Source organism: Mycobacterium sp. 852002-51163_SCH5372311 (assembly GCF_001667115.1).
Taxonomy (GTDB): domain Bacteria; phylum Actinomycetota; class Actinomycetes; order Mycobacteriales; family Mycobacteriaceae; genus Mycobacterium.
Map to the genome: position 1 here is coordinate 1 of NZ_LZIJ01000109.1, position 19115 is coordinate 19115.

18 protein-coding genes and 1 tRNA gene are annotated in these 19115 nt (G+C 65.5%); 10 read left to right on the forward strand and 9 right to left on the reverse strand.

Annotation, left to right across the window (positions count from 1 at the left end; genetic code table 11):
• The 6 genes from A5791_RS13730 to A5791_RS13750 form a co-directional block, all read left to right on the forward strand.
• The coding region (locus tag A5791_RS13730; RefSeq protein ID WP_067237274.1) for a protein kinase at window positions 1-1350 on the forward strand (1350 nt) is incomplete at its 5' end.
• Window positions 1351-1802: 452 nt separating this feature from the next.
• Window positions 1803-2618, forward strand: a complete 816-nt coding sequence (locus tag A5791_RS26010; protein ID WP_082966914.1) for a helix-turn-helix domain-containing protein — start codon at window positions 1803-1805, stop codon at window positions 2616-2618.
• 45 nt (window positions 2619-2663) lie between these two features.
• Window positions 2664-2834: a helix-turn-helix domain-containing protein gene (locus A5791_RS13735; RefSeq protein WP_231995901.1), complete on the forward strand. Its 171-nt coding sequence runs from the start codon at window positions 2664-2666 to the stop codon at window positions 2832-2834.
• Window positions 2831-4162, forward strand: a complete 1332-nt coding sequence (locus A5791_RS13740; RefSeq protein WP_082966915.1) for a site-specific integrase — start codon at window positions 2831-2833, stop codon at window positions 4160-4162. Before A5791_RS13735 ends, A5791_RS13740 begins: the two co-directional genes overlap by 4 nt.
• 50 nt (window positions 4163-4212) lie before the next feature.
• Entirely contained in the window at window positions 4213-4560 is a 348-nt protein-coding gene (locus A5791_RS13745) for a type II toxin-antitoxin system RelE/ParE family toxin (RefSeq protein WP_067237657.1), read from the forward strand.
• On the forward strand, window positions 4557-4892 hold the full coding sequence (locus A5791_RS13750; RefSeq protein WP_067237281.1) for an XRE family transcriptional regulator: 336 nt from the start codon (window positions 4557-4559) through the stop codon (window positions 4890-4892). Before A5791_RS13745 ends, A5791_RS13750 begins: the two co-directional genes overlap by 4 nt.
• A 330-nt stretch (window positions 4893-5222) precedes the next feature.
• On the opposite strand, the gene A5791_RS13755 is transcribed toward A5791_RS13750, so the two are convergent.
• The 3 genes from A5791_RS13755 to A5791_RS13765 form a co-directional block, all read right to left on the reverse strand.
• Window positions 5223-5299, reverse strand: a tRNA-Met gene (locus tag A5791_RS13755).
• Window positions 5300-5358: 59 nt separating this feature from the next.
• Window positions 5359-5895, reverse strand: a complete 537-nt coding sequence (locus A5791_RS13760) for a cupin domain-containing protein (RefSeq protein ID WP_067237660.1) — start codon at window positions 5893-5895, stop codon at window positions 5359-5361.
• 41 nt (window positions 5896-5936) lie between these two features.
• Window positions 5937-6641, reverse strand: coding sequence for a nitroreductase family protein (locus tag A5791_RS13765; RefSeq protein ID WP_067237284.1), 705 nt, complete (start codon window positions 6639-6641; stop codon window positions 5937-5939).
• Window positions 6642-6876: 235 nt separating this feature from the next.
• Between A5791_RS13765 and A5791_RS13770 the strand changes: the two genes are divergently transcribed.
• Window positions 6877-7890: a TIGR03617 family F420-dependent LLM class oxidoreductase gene (locus tag A5791_RS13770; protein ID WP_067237287.1), complete on the forward strand. Its 1014-nt coding sequence runs from the start codon at window positions 6877-6879 to the stop codon at window positions 7888-7890.
• Between the two features lie 90 nt (window positions 7891-7980).
• Here the strand turns inward: A5791_RS13770 and A5791_RS13775 are convergent, their stop codons facing one another.
• Window positions 7981-10962: a UPF0182 family protein gene (locus A5791_RS13775; RefSeq protein ID WP_067237290.1), complete on the reverse strand. Its 2982-nt coding sequence runs from the start codon at window positions 10960-10962 to the stop codon at window positions 7981-7983.
• Between the two features lie 90 nt (window positions 10963-11052).
• Window positions 11053-12075 (reverse strand): PDZ domain-containing protein, encoded by a 1023-nt coding sequence (locus A5791_RS13780; RefSeq protein ID WP_067237293.1) that lies wholly within the window; start codon window positions 12073-12075, stop codon window positions 11053-11055.
• Between the two features lie 78 nt (window positions 12076-12153).
• On the opposite strand from A5791_RS13780, the gene A5791_RS13785 reads away from it, so the two are divergent.
• Together A5791_RS13785 and A5791_RS13790 are read left to right on the forward strand one after the other, a co-directional pair.
• The gene (locus tag A5791_RS13785; RefSeq protein ID WP_197504686.1) at window positions 12154-13557 is read left to right on the forward strand and encodes a zinc-dependent metalloprotease; all 1404 of its coding nucleotides are present in this window, start codon (window positions 12154-12156) and stop codon (window positions 13555-13557) included.
• 37 nt (window positions 13558-13594) lie between these two features.
• Window positions 13595-14473 carry a cyclodehydratase gene (locus A5791_RS13790; protein ID WP_067237301.1) on the forward strand — a complete coding sequence of 293 codons (879 nt, stop codon included), beginning with the start codon at window positions 13595-13597 and terminating at the stop codon, window positions 14471-14473.
• 20 nt (window positions 14474-14493) lie between these two features.
• On the opposite strand, the gene A5791_RS26495 is transcribed toward A5791_RS13790, so the two are convergent.
• Window positions 14494-14667: a hypothetical protein gene (locus A5791_RS26495; RefSeq protein ID WP_156661264.1), complete on the reverse strand. Its 174-nt coding sequence runs from the start codon at window positions 14665-14667 to the stop codon at window positions 14494-14496.
• A 188-nt stretch (window positions 14668-14855) separates the two neighbouring features.
• Here A5791_RS26495 and A5791_RS13795 point away from each other — a divergent pair, with 188 nt between their 5' ends.
• Complete coding sequence (locus tag A5791_RS13795) at window positions 14856-16199, forward strand: AarF/ABC1/UbiB kinase family protein (RefSeq protein WP_067237303.1); 1344 nt, start codon at window positions 14856-14858, stop codon at window positions 16197-16199.
• A gap of 79 nt (window positions 16200-16278) precedes the next feature.
• On the opposite strand, the gene A5791_RS13800 is transcribed toward A5791_RS13795, so the two are convergent.
• The 3 genes from A5791_RS13800 to A5791_RS13805 all read right to left on the reverse strand — a co-directional run bounded on the left by A5791_RS13800 (window position 16279) and on the right by A5791_RS13805 (window position 19078).
• A complete protein-coding gene (locus A5791_RS13800) occupies window positions 16279-16557 on the reverse strand; it encodes a WhiB family transcriptional regulator (protein ID WP_067237307.1) in 279 nt (92 codons plus the stop codon).
• A 142-nt stretch (window positions 16558-16699) separates the two neighbouring features.
• Window positions 16700-16852: a hypothetical protein gene (locus tag A5791_RS26800; protein WP_197504687.1), complete on the reverse strand. Its 153-nt coding sequence runs from the start codon at window positions 16850-16852 to the stop codon at window positions 16700-16702.
• Window positions 16853-16966: 114 nt separating this feature from the next.
• Window positions 16967-19078 carry an ATP-dependent DNA helicase UvrD2 gene (locus A5791_RS13805; protein WP_197504692.1) on the reverse strand — a complete coding sequence of 704 codons (2112 nt, stop codon included), beginning with the start codon at window positions 19076-19078 and terminating at the stop codon, window positions 16967-16969.
• Between the last annotated feature and the right edge of the window lie 37 nt (window positions 19079-19115).

The following is a 19115-nucleotide window of genomic DNA, read 5'->3' on the forward strand; positions in this document are numbered from 1 at the left end:
CAATACATCGCACCCGAGCGCCTCGACAGCAGAGCAGAAGATGCCCGCGCCGACATCTATTCGCTGGCCTGCGTGCTCTATGAATGCCTGACCGGACACCCGCCCTTCGAGGAAGACACGATGGCGCGCCTGGTCGCCGCACACCTGAGTACCCCCCCGCCGCGACCCTCGACCACCCAACCCAATGTGCCTCCCGCTGTCGACGAGGTCATCGCGACCGGCATGGCCAAAGACCCCGACCAGCGATACGCGACCACAGTGGAGTTTGCCGATGCCGCCCGCGACGCGATCACCGAGCCCATTCAGCGACCGGCAGCGAATCCGACGCGAATCCGAGAGACACAGCCGGCACCCAATGTCGCGACCGACCAGCCAGCGACCGTGAAGGCCGCGTCACCGCCCCCCGCCAAGCCGGCTCCGCTGGCGCGACCGGCGCCGCCCACCCCGGCAAGGCCCGGCGGCATCAGTCGGCGCCTCCTAATCGCAGTCATCGTCGGCGCTGTCATTTTTGTCGTTCTCCCCCTTGCCGGAATAGCGGTGACCGTCGTAGGTCAACACATTTCGTCGTCACCTCCAACATCGTCGCCGACCTCGAAGTCGCAGACGGTGCTGCCGTTCACCGGCCTCGACCACCCCTACGGTGTGGCGGTGGATGCCGCCAGCACCGTCTACGTCACCGACAACGGCAACCATCGGGTGGTGAAGTTGGCGGCGGGCTCCTCGAGCCAGGAGGTGCTGCCGTTCACCGGCCTCAGCTTCCCCGACGGTGTGGCGGTGGATGCCGCCGGCAACCTCTACGTCGCCGACAGTGGAAACAAGCGGGTGTTGAAGTTGGCGGCGGGCTCCTCGAGCCAGGAGGTGCTGCCGTTCACCGGCCTCTTCGAACCCGACGGTGTGGCGGTGGATGCCGCCGGCACCCTCTACATCACCGACCACGTCGGCAACCCTCGGGTAGTGAAGTTGGCGGCGGGCTCCTCAAGCCAGGAGGTGCTGCCGTTCACCGGCCTCAGCTTCCTCGGGGGTGTAGCGGTGGACACCGCTGGCAACCTCTACGTCGCCGACAGTGGAAACAAGCGGGTGTTGAAGTTGGCGGCGGGCTCGTCAAGCCAGGAGGTGCTGCCGTTCACCGGCCTCAGCGAACCCCACGGTGTGGCGGTGGATACCGCCGGCACCCTCTACATCACCGACTACGACAACAAGCGGGTGGTGAAGTTGGCGGCGGGCTCCTCCAGCCAGGAAGTGCCATTCACCGGCCTCAGCTTCCCCTACGGTGTGGCGGTGGATGCCGCCGGCACCCTCTACGTCACCGACTACGGCTACGGTCAGGTGCTGAAACTGCCGACGAAATAAGTCGCCGCCAATGCCACTTCGCATCACGTCGCGATCTCGACACGCTTTGCCGTGACGCGGACGGTATCGGAGGTCGAGCGCCCTCGCCGCGATGTTCATCGCCCGCGCCGCGCCCCTCGCGGTCCCGCCACCGCACGTGGTCGGCCCGAACAGTGTTGCGGGCCGGTTGCGCAGACCAACGGAGTCGCCAACTGCGCGCCACACAGCCCAGTTCTCAAATCCACAAAGGGTGCGCGACAACTTACTGGAACACAGCGTGTTTCACGACGTTTCATTGCGTGTCATGGCCCGGTGAATGATCCGAGATCTGGCAAGGATTTTCACTGTCCATCAGGGCGCAACGGCATCCGCGGCTTTACCGTTGCAGGTATGGAACGCCGTGACAAGGATCAGCGCAGGGACCCGCGCGCAGGGACTGGCCGCGAAGCGCAATCCGCGAACCGCGAACTGGGATGAGCTGGAGTGCGCTCGCCTGGGCGACGGACTCAGATGTCGGGCCCACGACGACAAAGTTCATCCTCATTCTGCTGGCGAACAAAGCAGACGAGAACTTCTCCTGCTACCCCTCTGTTCGGACGCTGATGACCGAGGCCAATGCCTCCAGGAGCACCGTCCTGCGTGCACTCAAGAATCTGGAGGCACGCGGCTATATCACTCGACGGCCGCAGTTTCATGATTCCGGGGCGCGACGATCGTCTCGCTACTACCTGAATCATCCTCGCGCACCACATGTTTCGCCCCAAACGGCTACGACACTCCCCAGTCTCGGTCTGACACTCCCCCGTCTCGATCTGACACGGGCCCCGTCACCGCATGACACGGGGACGGTGTCAGAGCGCCACCCCACGGGGGTGTCACAGCGAGACCCCTTGAACCCATCATGTGAACCCCCATCCGAACCAGGCGATGATGCCGCACGGATTCTGGAGACACTGACTCGGACGTGGAAGCTGCGCGTTGACGCGGCGCGTAGCCTCCTGCCGAGCATCGAGTCTGCCTTGGCGCGCGGTTGGCCGGCGACAGATCTCGCCGAGCAGCTGACCCGGAACCCAGACGGGGTGCGCGATCCGGTCCGCGTGCTGGCCCGGCGTCTCGGCAGTCTTGGGCCAGTGCCAAATTCATCTATAGCGGCCGTGCCGTGGTGTGGTGAATGCGAGGACGCGCATTCTCGCACGATCACGGTCATTCAACCCGGCGGAACCGAAGCAGCGCGGTTTTGTCCACAGTGCAGCCCGCAAGTCCACAGGCCTCGTCCATGCGAAGAATGATCCGTCCAACTTATGGAAAGGTGGTGAATCATCTTGGAGAGCAACGTGTTAAATGACCTTCCCCTGCTGCTCGCGGTACCCCACGCCGCGCGGCTGTTGGGAATCAGCCGTGCCGCAGCCTATCGGTTGGTGGCCTCCGGCGAACTGCCGGTGCGTCGGCTCGGCGGCCGCGTTTACGTCTTGACCTCGGGACTGCGTGAGCTGGTGGCGTCGTGAAAGGCGTAGTGCACCAGCGTGGCTCGACGTGGTACTACAAGTTCCGCCTGCCCGAGCGAGACCCGTCAACCGGCCGGTATCCCTGGATCACCAAGGGCGGCTTCGACACCGAGCGCGAAGCCTGGAAGGCGTGCCGTGATGCCATGCGCGATGCCGACCGCGGCCGGGTGGTCAAACCGTCGACCCGCACGGTCGCGCAGTTCCTGACCGAATGGCTCGCCGCGGTCCAACCGGCACTCGACGCCACGACGTGGCGCAGTTGGAGCGACTACGCGCGTACCTATGTCATCCCGCACATCGGCGCCGAACGCCTGCAACGACTCGACGAACCCCAGTTGCTCAGGCTCTACACCAAACTGCTGACCGAGGGCCGCGTCAAGCGCGACAACGACTCCGTCATGTACGCGTACTGGTCAAAATGCAGTGCCGCCGGCGACCCACCCACACCACGGCAGCTTTCTGAGGCCTGCAAGACGACAATCCACGCGGCTCGCACCGCGGTGCGGCGTTACCGGGTAGGCATTGTGCCCAAACCGGTTTCGCCGGGCCTGGCGCCTAAGACCGTCCGCAATGTCCACGCCTTCCTGCATCGGGCGCTAGTCGACGCCGTCGCCTGGAAGTACCTCACCGACAACCCGGCCAGCAATGTGAAGCCGCCGCGCCGCCCGCGAACCCGCCGCATGGTGTGGAAGCCCGAGGAGATCCGGACTTTCCTCGCATCGATCCGCGACGATCGGTTCGCGGCGCTGTTCCTGCTCGAACTCACCACGGGCATCAGGCGTGGACAGGTTTGCGGTCTGAAGTGGTCCGATGTCGATCTGGATGCCGGGGTGATCACCGTGCACGACAATCGCGTGGTGGTCGGTGGCCGGGCGCTTGACAAGGCCGGGGGGAAGACCCGCAACGCCGACCAGACCATCTCGATCGACCGTGCCACAGTCGCCGCACTGCGCCGGTGGCGCGAACTTCAAGACAGCGAACGCGAATTCTTCGGCGACGCCTACCACCCCGGCGACTACCTGTTCACCTACCAGGACGGCCGACCGCCGCATCCGGACACGATCCGACAGCGATTCGCCCGACTGGCGGCCGCAGCGGGCCTGTCCCGCATCACCTTCCACGACCTGCGCCACTCCTACGCCACCGGGGCGCTGCGGGCCGGTGTCAGCCCGAAGGTAATCAGCGAGCGCATCGGCCATGCCAATGTCGGCTTCTTCCTGGAGACTTACGCTCACGTGTTGGGCAACGATGACCGCGAGGCAGCGGAGCAGGCAGCCGAATTCCTGCTCGGCGGCGCCTGGGAGTCGGATACCGAGCCGACGAGCTGACCTGCCGGATGAGGAATGTTGCATATAACCTTTAAGTTATATTAATGTCGATGTACTGGGAAGTGATCCTGCTCGAGGAGGTCGAACGCTGGTATTTCACGCTCGACGAGGACGCGATGGCCGCGGTCACTGGCGCCATCGACCTGCTTGAGCTGGAAGGACCAACGCTGGGCCGGCCGACGGCGGACAAGGTCAACGGGTCGAAGTTCCATAGCATGAAGGAGCTGCGGCCTGCGGGCACTAGCATCCGGATCCTGTTCATCTTCGATCCCCAGCGGCAGGCGATCCTGCTGCTGGGCGGTGACAAGGTAGGCAACTGGAGAAGCTGGTACGACAAGAACATTCCGATAGCTGAGCGGCGCTACGAGGACTGGCTAGCGACTGAGGGAGGTGAATGACGATGGCACGCAACTGGCGTGAGATTCGTGCCGATGCCATCGCGCAGGGTCGTCTGGACCCAGACCGCGCCGATGCTGCGCGTAAGGAGATGCACGATGCCGTCCAGGCCCAGCGCCTCGCTCACATTCGCAAGGCGCATGGTCATGCTCGTCAGGCCGACGTCGCGGCTCTCATGGGTGTCTCGCAGGCGCGGGTGTCCAAGCTCGAAAGCGGAGACCTATCGCACACCGAGTTGGGCACCTTGCAGTCCTATGTCGCCGCACTGGGCGGAAACCTACGAATCGTCGCGGACTTCGGCGAAAGCACTGTGGAACTAACGGCTGATGGCTGACCGCCTCGGGTTATTCGGGCCGAGGCCGTCGCTCAGCGAGAAACTTCTGCACCGACGCTGACCGCACGTAGCCGGCCGGGACTGACCGGTCCTCCAGCTTCGCCGAGGCCTTGGTGGATCGCACCGCGATTCGCTTCACGACGTCTTTCGTCACAACACGACGCGCCACTACCCACACCTCCCTACCGGTGATCTCAGACGCCAAGGCTATCGCTGGCTGCGCAGTAAACCCGGCCGACAATGCGCTCATTAGCTTCGCTAATGTTCCCAAAAGTGTTCCCAAAGGGCATGGAAATGGCCCCCAGGCGTGCGCCTGAGGGCCATTTCCGCTGGTAGCGGGGACAGGATTCGAACCTGCGACCTCTGGGTTATGAGCCCAGCGAGCTACCGAGCTGCTCCACCCCGCGTCGGTAAACGCAAGGTTACCCAACGCTCGCCGGGCCACCAAATCGCGGCTCAGGGGACTTCAGTGCGATGGCCGGTTGAGCCGATAGCGGCGCACGATGTCATCCATCCATTCCGGGTCGCCGTAGGTCAGCCCGTACTTCTCCGCGAGTTCGCCGAACTCGGACAGCTCATGAAGTGGGGTGCCAACCGCACCGCCGATGTGGTCACCGAGCAGTTCGCTGAGTTCCCTGAAGTAGTTCTCGAATCCCCCCGGCGTGATGATCTCGACGATGCGACCGGGTTCGTTGCCCGCGTTCCACATCGCGTGCATTTGCCCGCGGGGCTTGGTGATGTAGCCACCCGGGCCCAGGACCACTTCGCTGTCGTCGGAGCGGAACCCGATCTCACCGGTCAGCACGAAGGAATGTTCGTCTTCGCGGGTATGCCGATGCGCCGCGGTAATGAAGCCCACCTCGAACGGATGCTCGACGATGGACACCTCACCCCCGTTGGTCTTGCTAGACAACTTGAAGACCGCCCCGAAGCCGGGAAGCGCGGCATAGTCGCCTTCGCCGGGCTGCACGACGCTGACTCCGATTCCAGTCGGGTCTGCCATGTCAGATACCTCCTGTTCCAGTGAGAACTGCCGAGTGTCAGTCAAACCGCTGCGGCCAGCCCGGACGTCGCATCGCCATGCGGCGGCCACAGCGGCTGGGGTACCTCGACGCCGAATGGCGAATCCCAGTGGTTGCGGGACGAAACCTCATGCACCGGACGGCGATTGGCGGCGACGCCCCACTTTCCCCGTGGGTACCCGAGGGTCAGCATGGCCGACATCTTCCAGCCTTCCTCGACGGGCACGCCCAGTAACTCGTTTACCCTGTCCCTGAAATTGTTCAGCACCATCGTCATTACGCCTCCCACACCCTCGGCCCGGGCGGCCAGCAACACACTCCAGATCGCCGGGTAGATGTTGGCGCCGCCGAGGTCGTCGATGGCGAAGACGAAGAGCAACAGGGGAACTTCCTCGAAATGGTCGGCCAGATAGTCCCCGGAACCTTTGATTCGGCGCATCGTTTCCGCGTGAGCGGCCGGGTCGGCACCGGGTGCGGCCGCGACCATCGGTCCCGTCCCGGTCCTGAATTTGTCGTATTCCAGGGCGCGGGCCTGCCGGAACAGTTGAGCGAACTCACGTATGAGTGCTGGATCGTCAACGGCCACAAAGTGCCAGCGTTGGGTGTTACCGCCGTTGGGTGCGCGCACGGCCGCGTCGAGGATGCGCGCCTGCACGTCCAGCGGAACTGGATCCGGCCGCAACCGCCGCATCATTCTGGTGGTGTACAGCGCTTCATAGACGTCCATTTGTCCGCTCCTTCCACTACTTGCCGTGTCCTCAGTTTGCGCGGTGTGCAGTCAACCCACCGCCGGGTTTGCGGCCGTCTTTCCCACAAAATCCGACATTCGCTTCCGAGCAGACGTTGCCTACCGCCCGCGCAGCTGGACTCGATTGCCGATATCACCAGCCGCTCAACGCTTTTCATAGCCGACACATGAGCCTGCTCCCGTCGGCGACCATTTCAGGGCATACTGTTGCCCCGTGCAGGTCGACATGATGACGATTCCGCAGCCACTGGGCAAGATCGGTGAGCTGGCCCGCCGAACGCAGGCCGCCGGCTTCTCCGGCCTGCTGTTCACCGAAACCGGCCGGACGGCCTATTTGAATGCCGCCGTCGCATCGCAGGCCGCGCCGGGGCTGGAGCTGTCCACCGGGGTCGCGGTGGCATTTCCGCGCAGCCCGTTCGTCACGGCGGCAGCGGCGTGGGAGCTGCAGGAAGCGACCGGCGGAAAGTTCCGGCTCGGGCTGGGCACCCAGGTGCGCACGCACGTGGTGCGGCGATACGGCATGCCGTTCGAGCACCCGGGTCCGCGGTTGCGCGACTACGTGCGTGCCGTGAAGGCATGCTTCGCGGCGTTCCGCACCGGAACGCTCGACCACCACGGGGAGTTCTACGACCTCGACTACATCACTCCGCAGTGGAGTGCGGGCCCCATCGAGGCGCCGGATCCCAAAGTCGATGTCGCAGCGGTGAATTCGTGGATGCTGCGGATGGCGGGCGAAGTCGCCGACGGGGTCCATGTCCATCCTCTCGGCGAGCCCGGCTATCTCACTCGGCACGTAGTGCCGGAGGTCGCCGAAGGCGCGGCGAAAGCGGGACGCTCGCCGTCGGACATCGCGATGATCGTTCCGGTGATGACGATCGCCGGCGACACCGACGAAGAGCGCGCCAACCAACGGGAGTTGGTGCGGGCCAGCATGAGCTTCTACGGCAGCACACCCAACTATTCGTTCATCTGGGAAGAGGCCGGTTTCGAGGGCACGACCGCACGCATTCGGGAAAAGCAGAAGGCGGGCGACTTCGCCGGCATGGCCGCACAAATCACCGACGAGCACATCGCCGCCTTCGCCACCGAGTCCACCTGGGACGGCCTCGCCGACGCGCTCACCGACAAGTACGGCGGGATCGCCACGCGTCTGGTGCTGTACAACGCACTCGGCGATCACGAGCGCTTCGAACGCTATGGCGAGGTTGCCCGCCGAATGCAACGGTAGCCGGCCGCGAGCGTGCGCAAATTGCCATGGTTTACGGCGTGTCGGCGTACAAACACGCACGCTCGCGGCAGAAGTTACTCGCGCCAGAGGCTACTTGGTGTTGTTGAACTTGTTGATCGCCTCGTCGAGCCGCTGCAGCGCAGCCCCGTAGGCACCGAAGTCACCCTTCTTCTGCGCCTCCCGCGCCGCACTCATGGCGGCCTCAACCTCTTGCAGCGCAGCGGCTTTGGCCGCAGACAGCGTCACTGTTCCCTCGGGAGCCGGCGGTACTGCCGTCGGGGGCGCAGGCGGTCCGGGTCCGGCGGCCGGCACCGGGGCATTCGCCGGCGGCTTCGGCGGGGCGCCCTCGGTGGGTTCGATCCCGGTCGCGGCGGCACCCGCCCCCGGCCCGAACAATCTGTCGAGAGCCTCGCCCACGGTGGGTCCGTACCCGATCTTGTCGTTGTACATCATCGCCACCCGGATCAGGCGTGGATACGACGAGGCGGCGTCGCTGCTGCCCGGGGAGGCATAGACCGGCTCGACGTAGAGCAGCCCGCCCTGCGCTACCGGCAACGTGAGCAAATTGCCCCACTTGATCCGGTTTTGGTTGTCCCGCCCGATCACGCCGAGATCTTGGGAAACCGCGGTGTCGGTGGTGATGGCGTTGTTGGCCAGCTTGGGACCGTTGACGTTGCCCGGAATGGTCAGCACCGTGATCTTCCCGTACGTCGCGGGATCGCAACTCGCGCTGATGTAGGCGGCCAGGAAATCCTGTTTGAACCGGTTCATTGCACTGGTCAGCTGATAGGACGGCGAATTATCGTTCTTCAGAATGTTTTTCGCGACGATGTAATAGGGCGGTTGATAACTGCTGGCGGTCGGATTCGGATCCAGCGGCACGTCCCAGAAATCCGACGAGTTGAAGAACGTCCCCGGACGATCGGGCGGCACGTGGTATTTGGCCAGTAGCATCCGCTGCACCTTGAACAGGTCTTCGGGATAACGCAGATGCTCCCTGAGCTCGGGTGTGATCTCGCTCTTCGGCTTGACCGTTCCGGGGAAGACCCTCATCCAGGCTTTCAGCACCGGGTCTTGTTCATCCTGTTGATACAGCGTGACGGTGCCGTCATAGGCGTCCACCGTGGCCTTCACCGAATTGCGGATGTACGACACCTGCTTGTCCGGCGCCAGCCGGTTGAAAGCCACCTCAGTGGAATCCGCCGTCGCTGACGACAGCGACGTGAGTTCGGAGTACGGGTAGTTGTCCAGCGTGGTGTACCCGTCGATGATCCACACCAGCCGCTTGTTGACGATCGCCGGGTACACGGCACTGTCAGCCGTCAGCCACGGCGCCACCGCCTCTACCCGCTGCGCGGGGTCACGGTTGAACAGAATCCTGCTGTTGGAGCCAATTACGCTGGAGAACAAGAAGTTTCGCTCGGCGAACTTCGCGGCGAACACGCTCCGCGATATCCAGCTGCCGATCGGGACGCCACCAGCACCCGTGTAGGTGTATCTCTTGGTGTCGGTGTTGGTGTCGTAGTCGTATTCGCGGTCATCGCCGTTCTTCCCGACGATCGCATAGTCGGCGGCGGTGTTGGAGATCACCGGGCCGAAGTAGACCCGCGGCTGGTCCAGCGGCACCGGCCCGGTGGGCGCCGCGTTGGGACCCACGACGTTGACCAGGAACTGGGGATAACCGCCGTTCTGAGTCGGGTCGTTGGCGATGCCACGCACCGTGTTGGCCGGCGACGCCACAAATCCATTGCCGTGCGTGAATACGGTATGCCGGTTGATCCAGTCCCGCTGGTTGTCGACCAAGCGGTCCGGGTTGAGTTCACGCGCCGCCACGACATAGTCGCGCAGGGCGCCGTTGCGGTCCAGGTAGCGGTCGATGGACAACTGCTCGGGGAAGTAATAGAAGTTATTCTTGCCGCGCTGGAATTGGGTGAACGTCTGGCTCACAATCGTCGGGTCGAGTAGCCGGATGTTGGAGGTGGTGGCGCGGTCGGCGGCGACCTGCTGAGGCGTTGCCGCAGCGTCACCGCTATAGCTGCGATAGCTGACGACGTCGTCGGTCAGGCCGTAGGCCTGTCGAGTCGCGGTGATACTTCGGCTGATGTACTCGCTTTCCTTGCGCACAGCGTCAGGCTTGGCGATGAGCTGCTCGACCACCAGAGGCCAGCCGGCGCCCACGATAAGCGACGACAGCAGCAGCAACACCAGACCGATCGCGGGAATCCTCAAGTCCCGCAACGTAATCGCGGAGAAAACCGCGGCCGCGCAGATCAGCGCGATCGTCATCAAAATCAGCTTGGCCGGCAATACGGCGTTGATGTCGGTGTACCCGGCGCCGGTGAAGGGCTTGCCGCTACGAGTGTGCGAGAGCAGCTCATAGCGGTCCAGCCAATAGGCAACGGCTTTGAGGACCACCAGCATCCCGACCATGCTGACCAACTGGATACGGGTCGAGCGACTCAGCGCGCCGGTGCGCCCGGCCAGCCGGATACCTCCGAAGATGTAGTGCGCCAACAGGTTCGCCACGAAAGCCAGAAACACCGCGACGAACAGGTAGCTGAGCACCAGGCGGTAGAACGGCAATTCGAACGCGTAGAAACCGAGGTCCTTGCCGAACTGCGGATCCCTGATGCCGAAGTCGCCGCCGTGCAGGAACAGCTGGATGCGAACCCAGTAGCTCTGCGCGATGATGCCGGCGAGCAGCCCGATCGCCGCCGGAATTCCGATGCCCACCAGTCGTAGCCGCGACAGCACGAAGGTGCGGTAGCGAGCCACCGGATCGTTCTCGTTACTCGGGACGAAGACCGGGCGGGTGCGGTAAGCCAGCGCCAAGCCGCCGAACACGATGCCACCGACCAGCAGACCGGCCACCAGGAAAACAACCAGGCGGGTCACCAGCACGGTGGTGAACACCGAGCGATAGCCAAGCTCACCGAACCACAGCCAGTCCACATATGCGTCGATCAGCCGCGGCCCCGCGAGCAGCAACACGATCACACCGAACGCGATCACGATCAGAATCCGGCTGCGACGAGTCAATTTCGGCATCCGTGCGGCGGGCCGCATTCCCACTGGCTACGCTCCCTGCTCTTCCCCGGCCGGTTGCTAGAGAATTTTCCAGACGGTCACAACTCTACGCACCACAAGTTCCGTGCCGACCGGCTAACAACTCGGGGGCTGGCCGCCCGACGTCATCGCATGCAGTGCGTCCACCGCCTGGCCGAGGGTTTCCACCTTCACCAGGCGCAAGCCGGACGGGTTGTCCGAGGCGGCCTCGTAGCAGTTCTTTGCCGGTACCAGAAACACCGTGGCGCCGGCGGCACGGGCCGCGACCATCTTGTGCGTGATGCCGCCGATCTGCCCTACCTTCCCGTCCACGGAGATGGTGCCGGTCCCCGCGACGAACATCGATCCGGCCAGGTCACCGCTGGTGAGCTTGTCGACGACGGCCAGGCTGAACATCAGTCCGGCCGAAGGTCCCCCGACGTTGGCGAGATTGAAGTCCACCACGAACGGCGCCCACGGCGCATCGAGCACCGAGACACCCAAAAAGCCGTAGTCGCGATCCTTGTTGGTGCCCAGGGTGATCTGCGTGACGCCGGCCGGCTCGTTCTTGCGCCGGTAGTCGATCGTCACCACCTGGCCGGGCTTGGTGTTCTTCAGCAGCGTGGTGAACTGCTCGACGTTTGCCACCGGAGTGCCATCGACCATGTCGATGGCGTCGCCGGTTTTCAACTTGCCCGCCGACGGACTGGAATCGGTGATCTTGGCGATGGTCACCGCGGACGGGTACTTCAGGTAGCCAAGTGCGGCGTACGCGGCGCTGTCCTCGGACTGCTTGAAATCGGCGTTGTTCGCCTTGTCGACTTCGTCACGCGACTTTCCCGGCGGGTAGATCAGATCGCGCGGTACCAGCTGTTCTTCTCCCGAGAGCCATAAGGTGAGTGCTTCGCCGAGGGTCAGATCGTCACGCTGGGACACCGTCGTCATGTTCAGGTGCCCGGAGGTCGGGTGGGTCTGGGTGCCTTCGATGTGGACAATCTGCTTGCCGTCGAACTCACCCAGGGTGTCGAACGTGGGGCCGGGACCCAGCGACACGAAGGGCACGGTCACCACCGCGAGCAAGACGCCGAAGACCACAATCGGCACCAGCGCGACGATCAAAGTCAGAATCCGCCTGTTCACGCCGCCAAGACTAGACGGCGCCGCCGGACGGCCGTTCAGCTACAAGCATGACCCGGCATCGCGCTTTCCGGGCGACCCTTGAGTACCGTTGACGTTATGGCTGACCCGCCTTTCGGCTTCTCCTCCGGAGACGACTCGTCAAAAGACGAGTCAGGGGAACACCGCAAGAAAAACCCCGATTCCGGTTCCGGCGCCCAGGACCCGTTGGCCGCGTTCGGATTCAGCGGGGACTTCGGCATGGGCGACCTGGGCCAGATCTTCACCCAGCTGGGGCAGATGTTCAGCAACGCCGGCACCGTGATGGCCGGGGGACAGGCGTCGGGACCGGTCAACTACGACCTGGCGCGACGAGTCGCCACCAGCTCGATCGGGTTCGTCGCCCCCATCTCTGCCACGACGAACTCGGCGATCGGCGACGCGGTACGCCTCGCCGAAACCTGGTTGGACGGCGCCACCGCGCTGCCCGCGGGCACCACGACGGCAGTGGGGTGGAGCCCCAGCGACTGGGTCGACAACACCCTCGAGACCTGGAAACGGCTGTGCGATCCGATGGCCGAACAGATCTCGACGGTGTGGGCGTCGTCGTTGCCCGAGGAAGCCAAGAGTATGGCCGGGCCGCTGCTGTCGATGATGTCGCAGATGGGCGGCATGGCCTTCGGCTCGCAGCTGGGCCAGGCGCTGGCCCGGTTATCCCGCGAAGTTCTGACCTCGACCGAAATCGGTTTGCCCCTGGGACCCAAGGGTGTGGCGGGGATACTGCCCGATGCCGTCGAATCGTTCGCCTCGGGCCTGGAGCGGCCGCGCAGCGAGGTGCTGACCTTCCTGGCCGCCCGCGAGGCCGCGCATCACCGCCTGTTCAGCCATGTGCCCTGGCTGTCAAGTCAGTTGCTGGGCGCGGTGGAGGCGTATGCCAAGGGCATGCAGATCGACATGAGCGGAATCGAAGAGCTGGCGCGCGACTTCGATCCGTCATCACTGACCGATCCCGCGGCGATCGAGCAGCTGCTGGGCCAGGGGGTGTTCGAGCCCAAGGCAACCCCGGCGCAGACACAGGCGCTGGAGCGGCTCGAGACGCTGCTCGCGCTCATCGAGGGTTGGGTGCAGGTGGTCGTGACCGCGGCACTGGGCGACCGGATTCCGGGCGCTGCCGCGCTGAGCGAGACGCTGCGCCGGCGCCGGGCCAGCGGCGGCCCGGCCGAGCAGACCTTCGCCACCCTGGTCGGGCTGGAGCTGCGGCCGCGCAAGTTGCGCGAGGCCGCCGAGTTGTGGGACCGCCTGACGCAGGCCGTCGGCGCGGATGCCCGCGACGGCGTCTGGCAACACCCGGATCTGCTGCCCACCGCCGAAGACCTCGACGAGCCGGCCGGGTTCATCGACCGGATCGTGGGCGGCGACACCAGCGGTATCGACGAAGCGATAGCCGAACTCGAACGCGAAGGCGACCGCGACAACCCCGAGCCCGGCGGTCCTGTGGATAGCTGAGCGGGCCACAGGGCCCATCGTGGCAAAGTCTCAAGCCATGCCGCGGCCGGTGCCCTCGCTTTTTGCGCTAAACCCGGCGATGCCGGTGCTGCTTCGACCGGACGGCGCTGTGCAGGTGGGCTGGGATCCCCGCCGCGCGGTGCTGGTTCGTCCACCCCGCGGCCTGACCGCGCCGGAGTTGGCCACGCTGCTGCGGTCCATGCGCTCACCCATAGCGATAACCGAGTTGCGGCGGCGGGCCGCCGCGGGCGGCTCGGTGGATACCGACGTCCTAGCCGGCTTGGTCGAACAACTGGTCGACGCCGGCGTCGCCACCCATGGACGCCCCGGTGGCCGGCACGGCCGCGGCCGGGCGGCCTCGATCCGGGTGCACGGCCGCGGGCCGCTTTCTGACCTGCTGGTGGAGGCGCTGCGCTGCTCCGGGGCCCGAATCAGGCATACCAGCCAGCCGCATGCCGCGGTGACACCGGCGGAGGTGGATCTGGTGGTGTTGACGGACTACCTGGTCGCTGATCCGCGCATGGTCCGTGATCTGCACAGCCAGGGCGTCCCGCATCTGCCCGTCCGGGTGCGCGACGGCACCGGGCTGGTGGGGCCGCTGGTCATCCCCGGCGAGACGAGCTGCCTGGACTGCGCGGATCTGCACCGCAGCGATCGAGACGCAGCGTGGCCGGCCATCGCCGCTCAATTACGCGACACCGTCGGCGTGGCGGACCGGGCCACGCTGCTGGCGACCGCGGCGCTGGCACTGAGCCAGGTAAACCGTGTGATCGACGCGGTGCGCGGACAGCCGGGTGCGCCCGATCCCGGGCCGCCGTCGGCGCTGAACGCGACACTGGAGTTCGACCTCCACGCCGGCTCCCTCGTCGCCCGGCACTGGACACGACACCCCCTGTGCTCATGGTGCTCATGTTGAGGCGCGTAGGCGCCCGCGGGTCAACCCTGGCGCCCCTGTTCCGGAACGTTCGTGGAGATCGACGCATACGCCCGGGCCAGGTCGTCCAGCACCGTCTCCGTGAGGGTGTGCTCGTTGCGGTGTTTGTCCAGCGTCTCGATGATCGCCCTGAACAGTGCGTCGGCGGCGTCGTGCTGCGTTTGCTTGGCTGACATGGTTTTCTGCCGTACCACCCTCCGGTTGATTGCGTTGCAGGATCGCAGCCCGCACGCAGACAACTTATTGGCTCTGCGTGCCGCTTGTCTTGCCGTGCACCGAGCAGAGGCAACGCGTCCGACACGCCGGACCTGCGGGGGCTTTTGCCGCTGCCGGCCGTACTTGCGGGCATCTGGCGACGGCCGTCATGGATGATGGGTGTGTGTCAGACATCAAACGTGGCGGCGCTGCCCGCAATGCGAAGCTGGCCAGTATCCCGGTCGGCATGGCCGGCCGCGCTGCCCTGGGGTTCGGCAAGCGGCTGACCGGCAAGTCGAAAGACGAGGTCAACGCCGAGCTGATGGAGAAGGCCGCCAACCAGTTGTTCACCGTCCTGGGTGAGCTCAAGGGCGGGGCCATGAAGGTCGGCCAGGCGCTGTCCGTGATGGAAGCCGCGATTCCCGAGCAGTTCGGCGAGCCGTACCGAGAAGCGCTGACCAAGCTGCAGAAGGATGCGCCGCCGCTGCCGGCCCACAAGGTACACCGGGTGCTCGACGGACAGCTGGGCACCAAATGGCGGGACCGGTTCAGCTCGTTCGACGACATTCCGGTGGCCTCGGCCAGCATCGGCCAGGTGCACAAAGCGATCTGGTCAGACGGCCGCCAGGTGGCCGTCAAGATCCAATACCCCGGCGCCGACGAGGCGCTGCGCGCCGATCTGAAGACGATGCAGCGGCTGGTCGGGGTGCTCAAGCAACTCGCCCCCGGCGCCGACGTGCAAGGCGTGGTCGACGAGCTTTTCGAGCGTACCGAGATGGAACTCGACTACCGCCTGGAAGCCGACAACCAGCGCGCTTTCGCGAAGGCCTACGAAGGCCACCCGCACTTTCTGGTGCCGCACATCGTGGCCAGCGCGCCCAAGGTGGTGATCCAGGAATGGATCGACGGCATACCGATGGCCCACATCATCCGCGACGGAACCCGCGAACAGCGTGATCTCGTTGGCACGCTGTTGCTCGAGCTCACGTTCGACGCGCCGCGCCGGCTGGAAATGCTGCACGGCGACGCTCATCCCGGAAACTTCATGCTGCTGCCCGACGGCAGGATGGGCGTCATCGACTTCGGCGCCGTGGCGCCCTTACCCGGCGGTTACCCGATCGAACTCGGGATGACCATTCGCCTGGCCCGGGACAAGAACTACGACCTGCTGTTGCCGACCATGGAGAAGGTCGGGTTCATCCAGCGCGGCCAGCAGGTGTCCGTTCGCGATATCGACGAAATGCTGCGCCAGTACGTCGAACCCATCGAAGTCGAGGTGTTCCACTACACCCGCAAGTGGCTGCAGAGGATGACCGTCAGCCAGCTGGACCGCTCGGTGACTCAGATCAAGACGGCCCGCCAGATGGACCTGCCGCCCAAGCTGGCGATCCCGATGCGGGTGATCGCGTCGGTAGCCGCCATCCTGTGTCAGCTCGATGCGCATGTGCCGATCAAGCGACTGTCCGAGGAGCTGATTCCCGGCTTCATCGAGCCCGATACCGCCGTCGTCTAACCGCCGGTTCAACGGCCGCGAGAGTGCAACTACCGACGTCCGCTCTCGCAGAATGCGTCGGTAGTTGCACTCTCGTGGGCTAGGCGGCCACGGGGTTGCCGCCGTGCTTACGCGGCCGCCCGCGCGGGCGCTTGCGGCTCACGATCGAGCCTCGGTCGAAGATTTCGCCGCCCCACACGCCCCAGGGCTCTGCACGGTCCAGCGCCGCGGCCAGGCATTGCCGACGGACCGGGCAGTCGGCGCACAGCGTCTTGGCACGCTCCAGGTCGGACGGGGTTTCGGCGAACCACAGGTCGGGGTCGCCGGCATGACACGGCAACTCTGGCAGCGTCCGTCTGGGGACTGTCAGTGCCGACATGTCCTCTTCACCTGCTTCCTGGTCTGGTGTTTGTCCTTTTCGGTGATCCGGACCAGGGGGTTTTCACCCAAAAACTGAGGCCACGGATCCTTGTGACTTCGGGTCCGTGGCCTGCTGGCGAAATGGGGCTGTTTGGTAGCGCCTAGGTATGGCCCCGATTCACGGACGCTTCGGTCGCGGCGGCGACACGGTGCTTACGCGCGGCCGCGGTGTTGCCGGCATGGGAGGCTTTCGCGGCGCCGGCAACCAAAGCCTGGGCAGCCACGCCTACGCCGAACGCGTTCATGGTGATCATCGGGGCCGCCCTCCTTTCAAGCATTAGTTGGCTTCAAGCCAGCAGAGCCGGTTTCGAGGTTAAACGGTACCCGACGCTGGTGACAACCGATTTTCTGACCAGCGTGTTTGGTGTTCATCGGGCTTGCCGAACCAGCTCAAGCACGTCCGGACCGTACTGCTCGAGCTTGCGTGCGCCGATGCCGGGGATCGCGATCAGGGCCGCGTCGTCGTCGGGCAGCATTTCGGCGATCGCAATGAGGGTGTTGTCGGTGAACACGATGTAGGGCGGAATCTTCTGCTCCTTGGCGATGTCCAGCCGCCAGGCTTTGAGCCGCAGCAACAGATCTTCGTTGACGTCGCCGGCACACGTTTCGCAGCGTCGCAGCAGGACGGCGGCCGGCGTGCTCAGAACGCTGTTGCAGATACGGCAGCGAGACGGGCTGCCCCGAGTGCGCCGGGATTTCGGGGCCGGATCGGACCGGGTTTGGGGCGCGATGCCGTTGAGAAACCGCGACGGCTTGCGGCTCTGCCGCGCGCCCGGCGTCCTCGCCAGCGCCCAGCTGAGCGTCAAATGCACACGGGCCCTGGTGATTCCGACATAGAGCAGCCGACGCTCCTCTTCGACAGGTTCGCTGTCGGCGCCATGCGCCAAGGCGTGTGAAATGGGTAGCGTGCCGTCGGCCAGCCCGACCAGGAACACCGCATCCCACTCGAGTCCCTTGGCGGCGTGCAGCGAGGCCAGCGTGACGCCCTGCACCACGGGTGGATGCCGCGCGTCGGCGCGCATCCGCAACTCCGCCAGCAGACCCGGCAGGTCGAGCTGTGGACGTTGCGCCACCTCGCCGTCGACCAGCTCGGCCAGTGCGCACAACGCCTCCCAGCGATCCCTGGCACGGGTGCCGACGGGCTGCTCTGCCGTCAGCCCCAGGGGCGCCAGGACCGTGCGAACCACCTCAGGCAGCGGGCCCGCCAGGCCAGCCTCGGGGCCGCGTTCGGCGGCGCGCTGCAGGGCCAGCATCGCCTGCTTGATCTCCTGTCGATTGAAAAAGCCCTCACCCCCGCGGACTTGATAGGCGATACCCGCCTCCGTCAGGGCCTCCTCGTACGCCTCGGATTGCGCATTGACCCGATACAGGATGGCGATCTCGGATGGCGGAGTACCGGATTCGATCAGCCGGGCGATCGATTTCGCCACGGCGGCGGCCTCGGCCGGCTCGTCGAAGTGCTCGTGAAACGACGGGGGCGGGCCGGGTTCACGCTGGCCGGACAGCTGCAGCTTGCTGCCCGCGACCCGACCGCGGGCTGCGGCGATCACCTGGTTGGCCAGCGACACCACCTGCGGAGTGGAGCGGTAGTCGCGCTCCAGCCGCACCACGGTTGCGTCCGGAAACTGTCGGGAGAAGTCGAGCAGGAAACGAGGTGAGGCCCCGGTGAACGAGTAGATGGTCTGGTTGGCGTCGCCGACGACGGTCAGGTCGTCCCGGTCGCCCAGCCACGCCGACAGCACCCGCTGCTGCAATGGGGTGACGTCCTGGTACTCGTCGACAACAAAGCAGCGGTAGCGGTCCCGGAACTCTTCGGCGACGGCGGCGTCGTTCTCGATGGCTGCCGCGGTGTGCAGCAGCAGGTCGTCGAAATCGAGCATGGTGACTGTCTCGTCACGAGCCTTGAGAGCCTCGTACGCGGCATAGACCGCGGCGATCTTTTCGGCGTCCATGGGGGTGTCGCGGCCGGCGGAGGCCACGGCCGTGGCGTACTGCTCCGGGCCGATCAGCGACGCCTTGGCCCACTCGATCTCGCCGGCCAGGTCCCGGACGTCGTCGGTGCTGGTATTGAGCCTGGTGCGGCTGGCCGCGCGGGCGACGACGGCGAACTTGGTGTCCAGCAGCTCCCATCGGGTGTCGCCGACCACCCGCGGCCAGAAGTAGCGCAGCTGGCGGCGGGCGGCCGCGTGAAACGTCAGGGCCTGCACCGCGCCGATACCCGATCCGGTCTGCGCCGCCGCGTCGAGCGCTCGCAGCCGGGCACGCATCTCCCCCGCCGCGCGCTGGGTGAACGTCACCGCGAGCACCTGCCCGGCTGCGACGTGACCACTCGCGACGAGCTGCGCGATGCGGTGCGTGATCGTGCGGGTCTTGCCCGTTCCGGCGCCGGCGAGTACGCAGACCGGTCCGCGTGGAGCCAGCACTGCCTCGCGCTGCTCGGCGTCCAGCCCGGCGGTCAAGGGTTCTGCGACCATCGGCATGGCGTCCATCTTGACAGTGGCGGCCGACAAGCCGGGC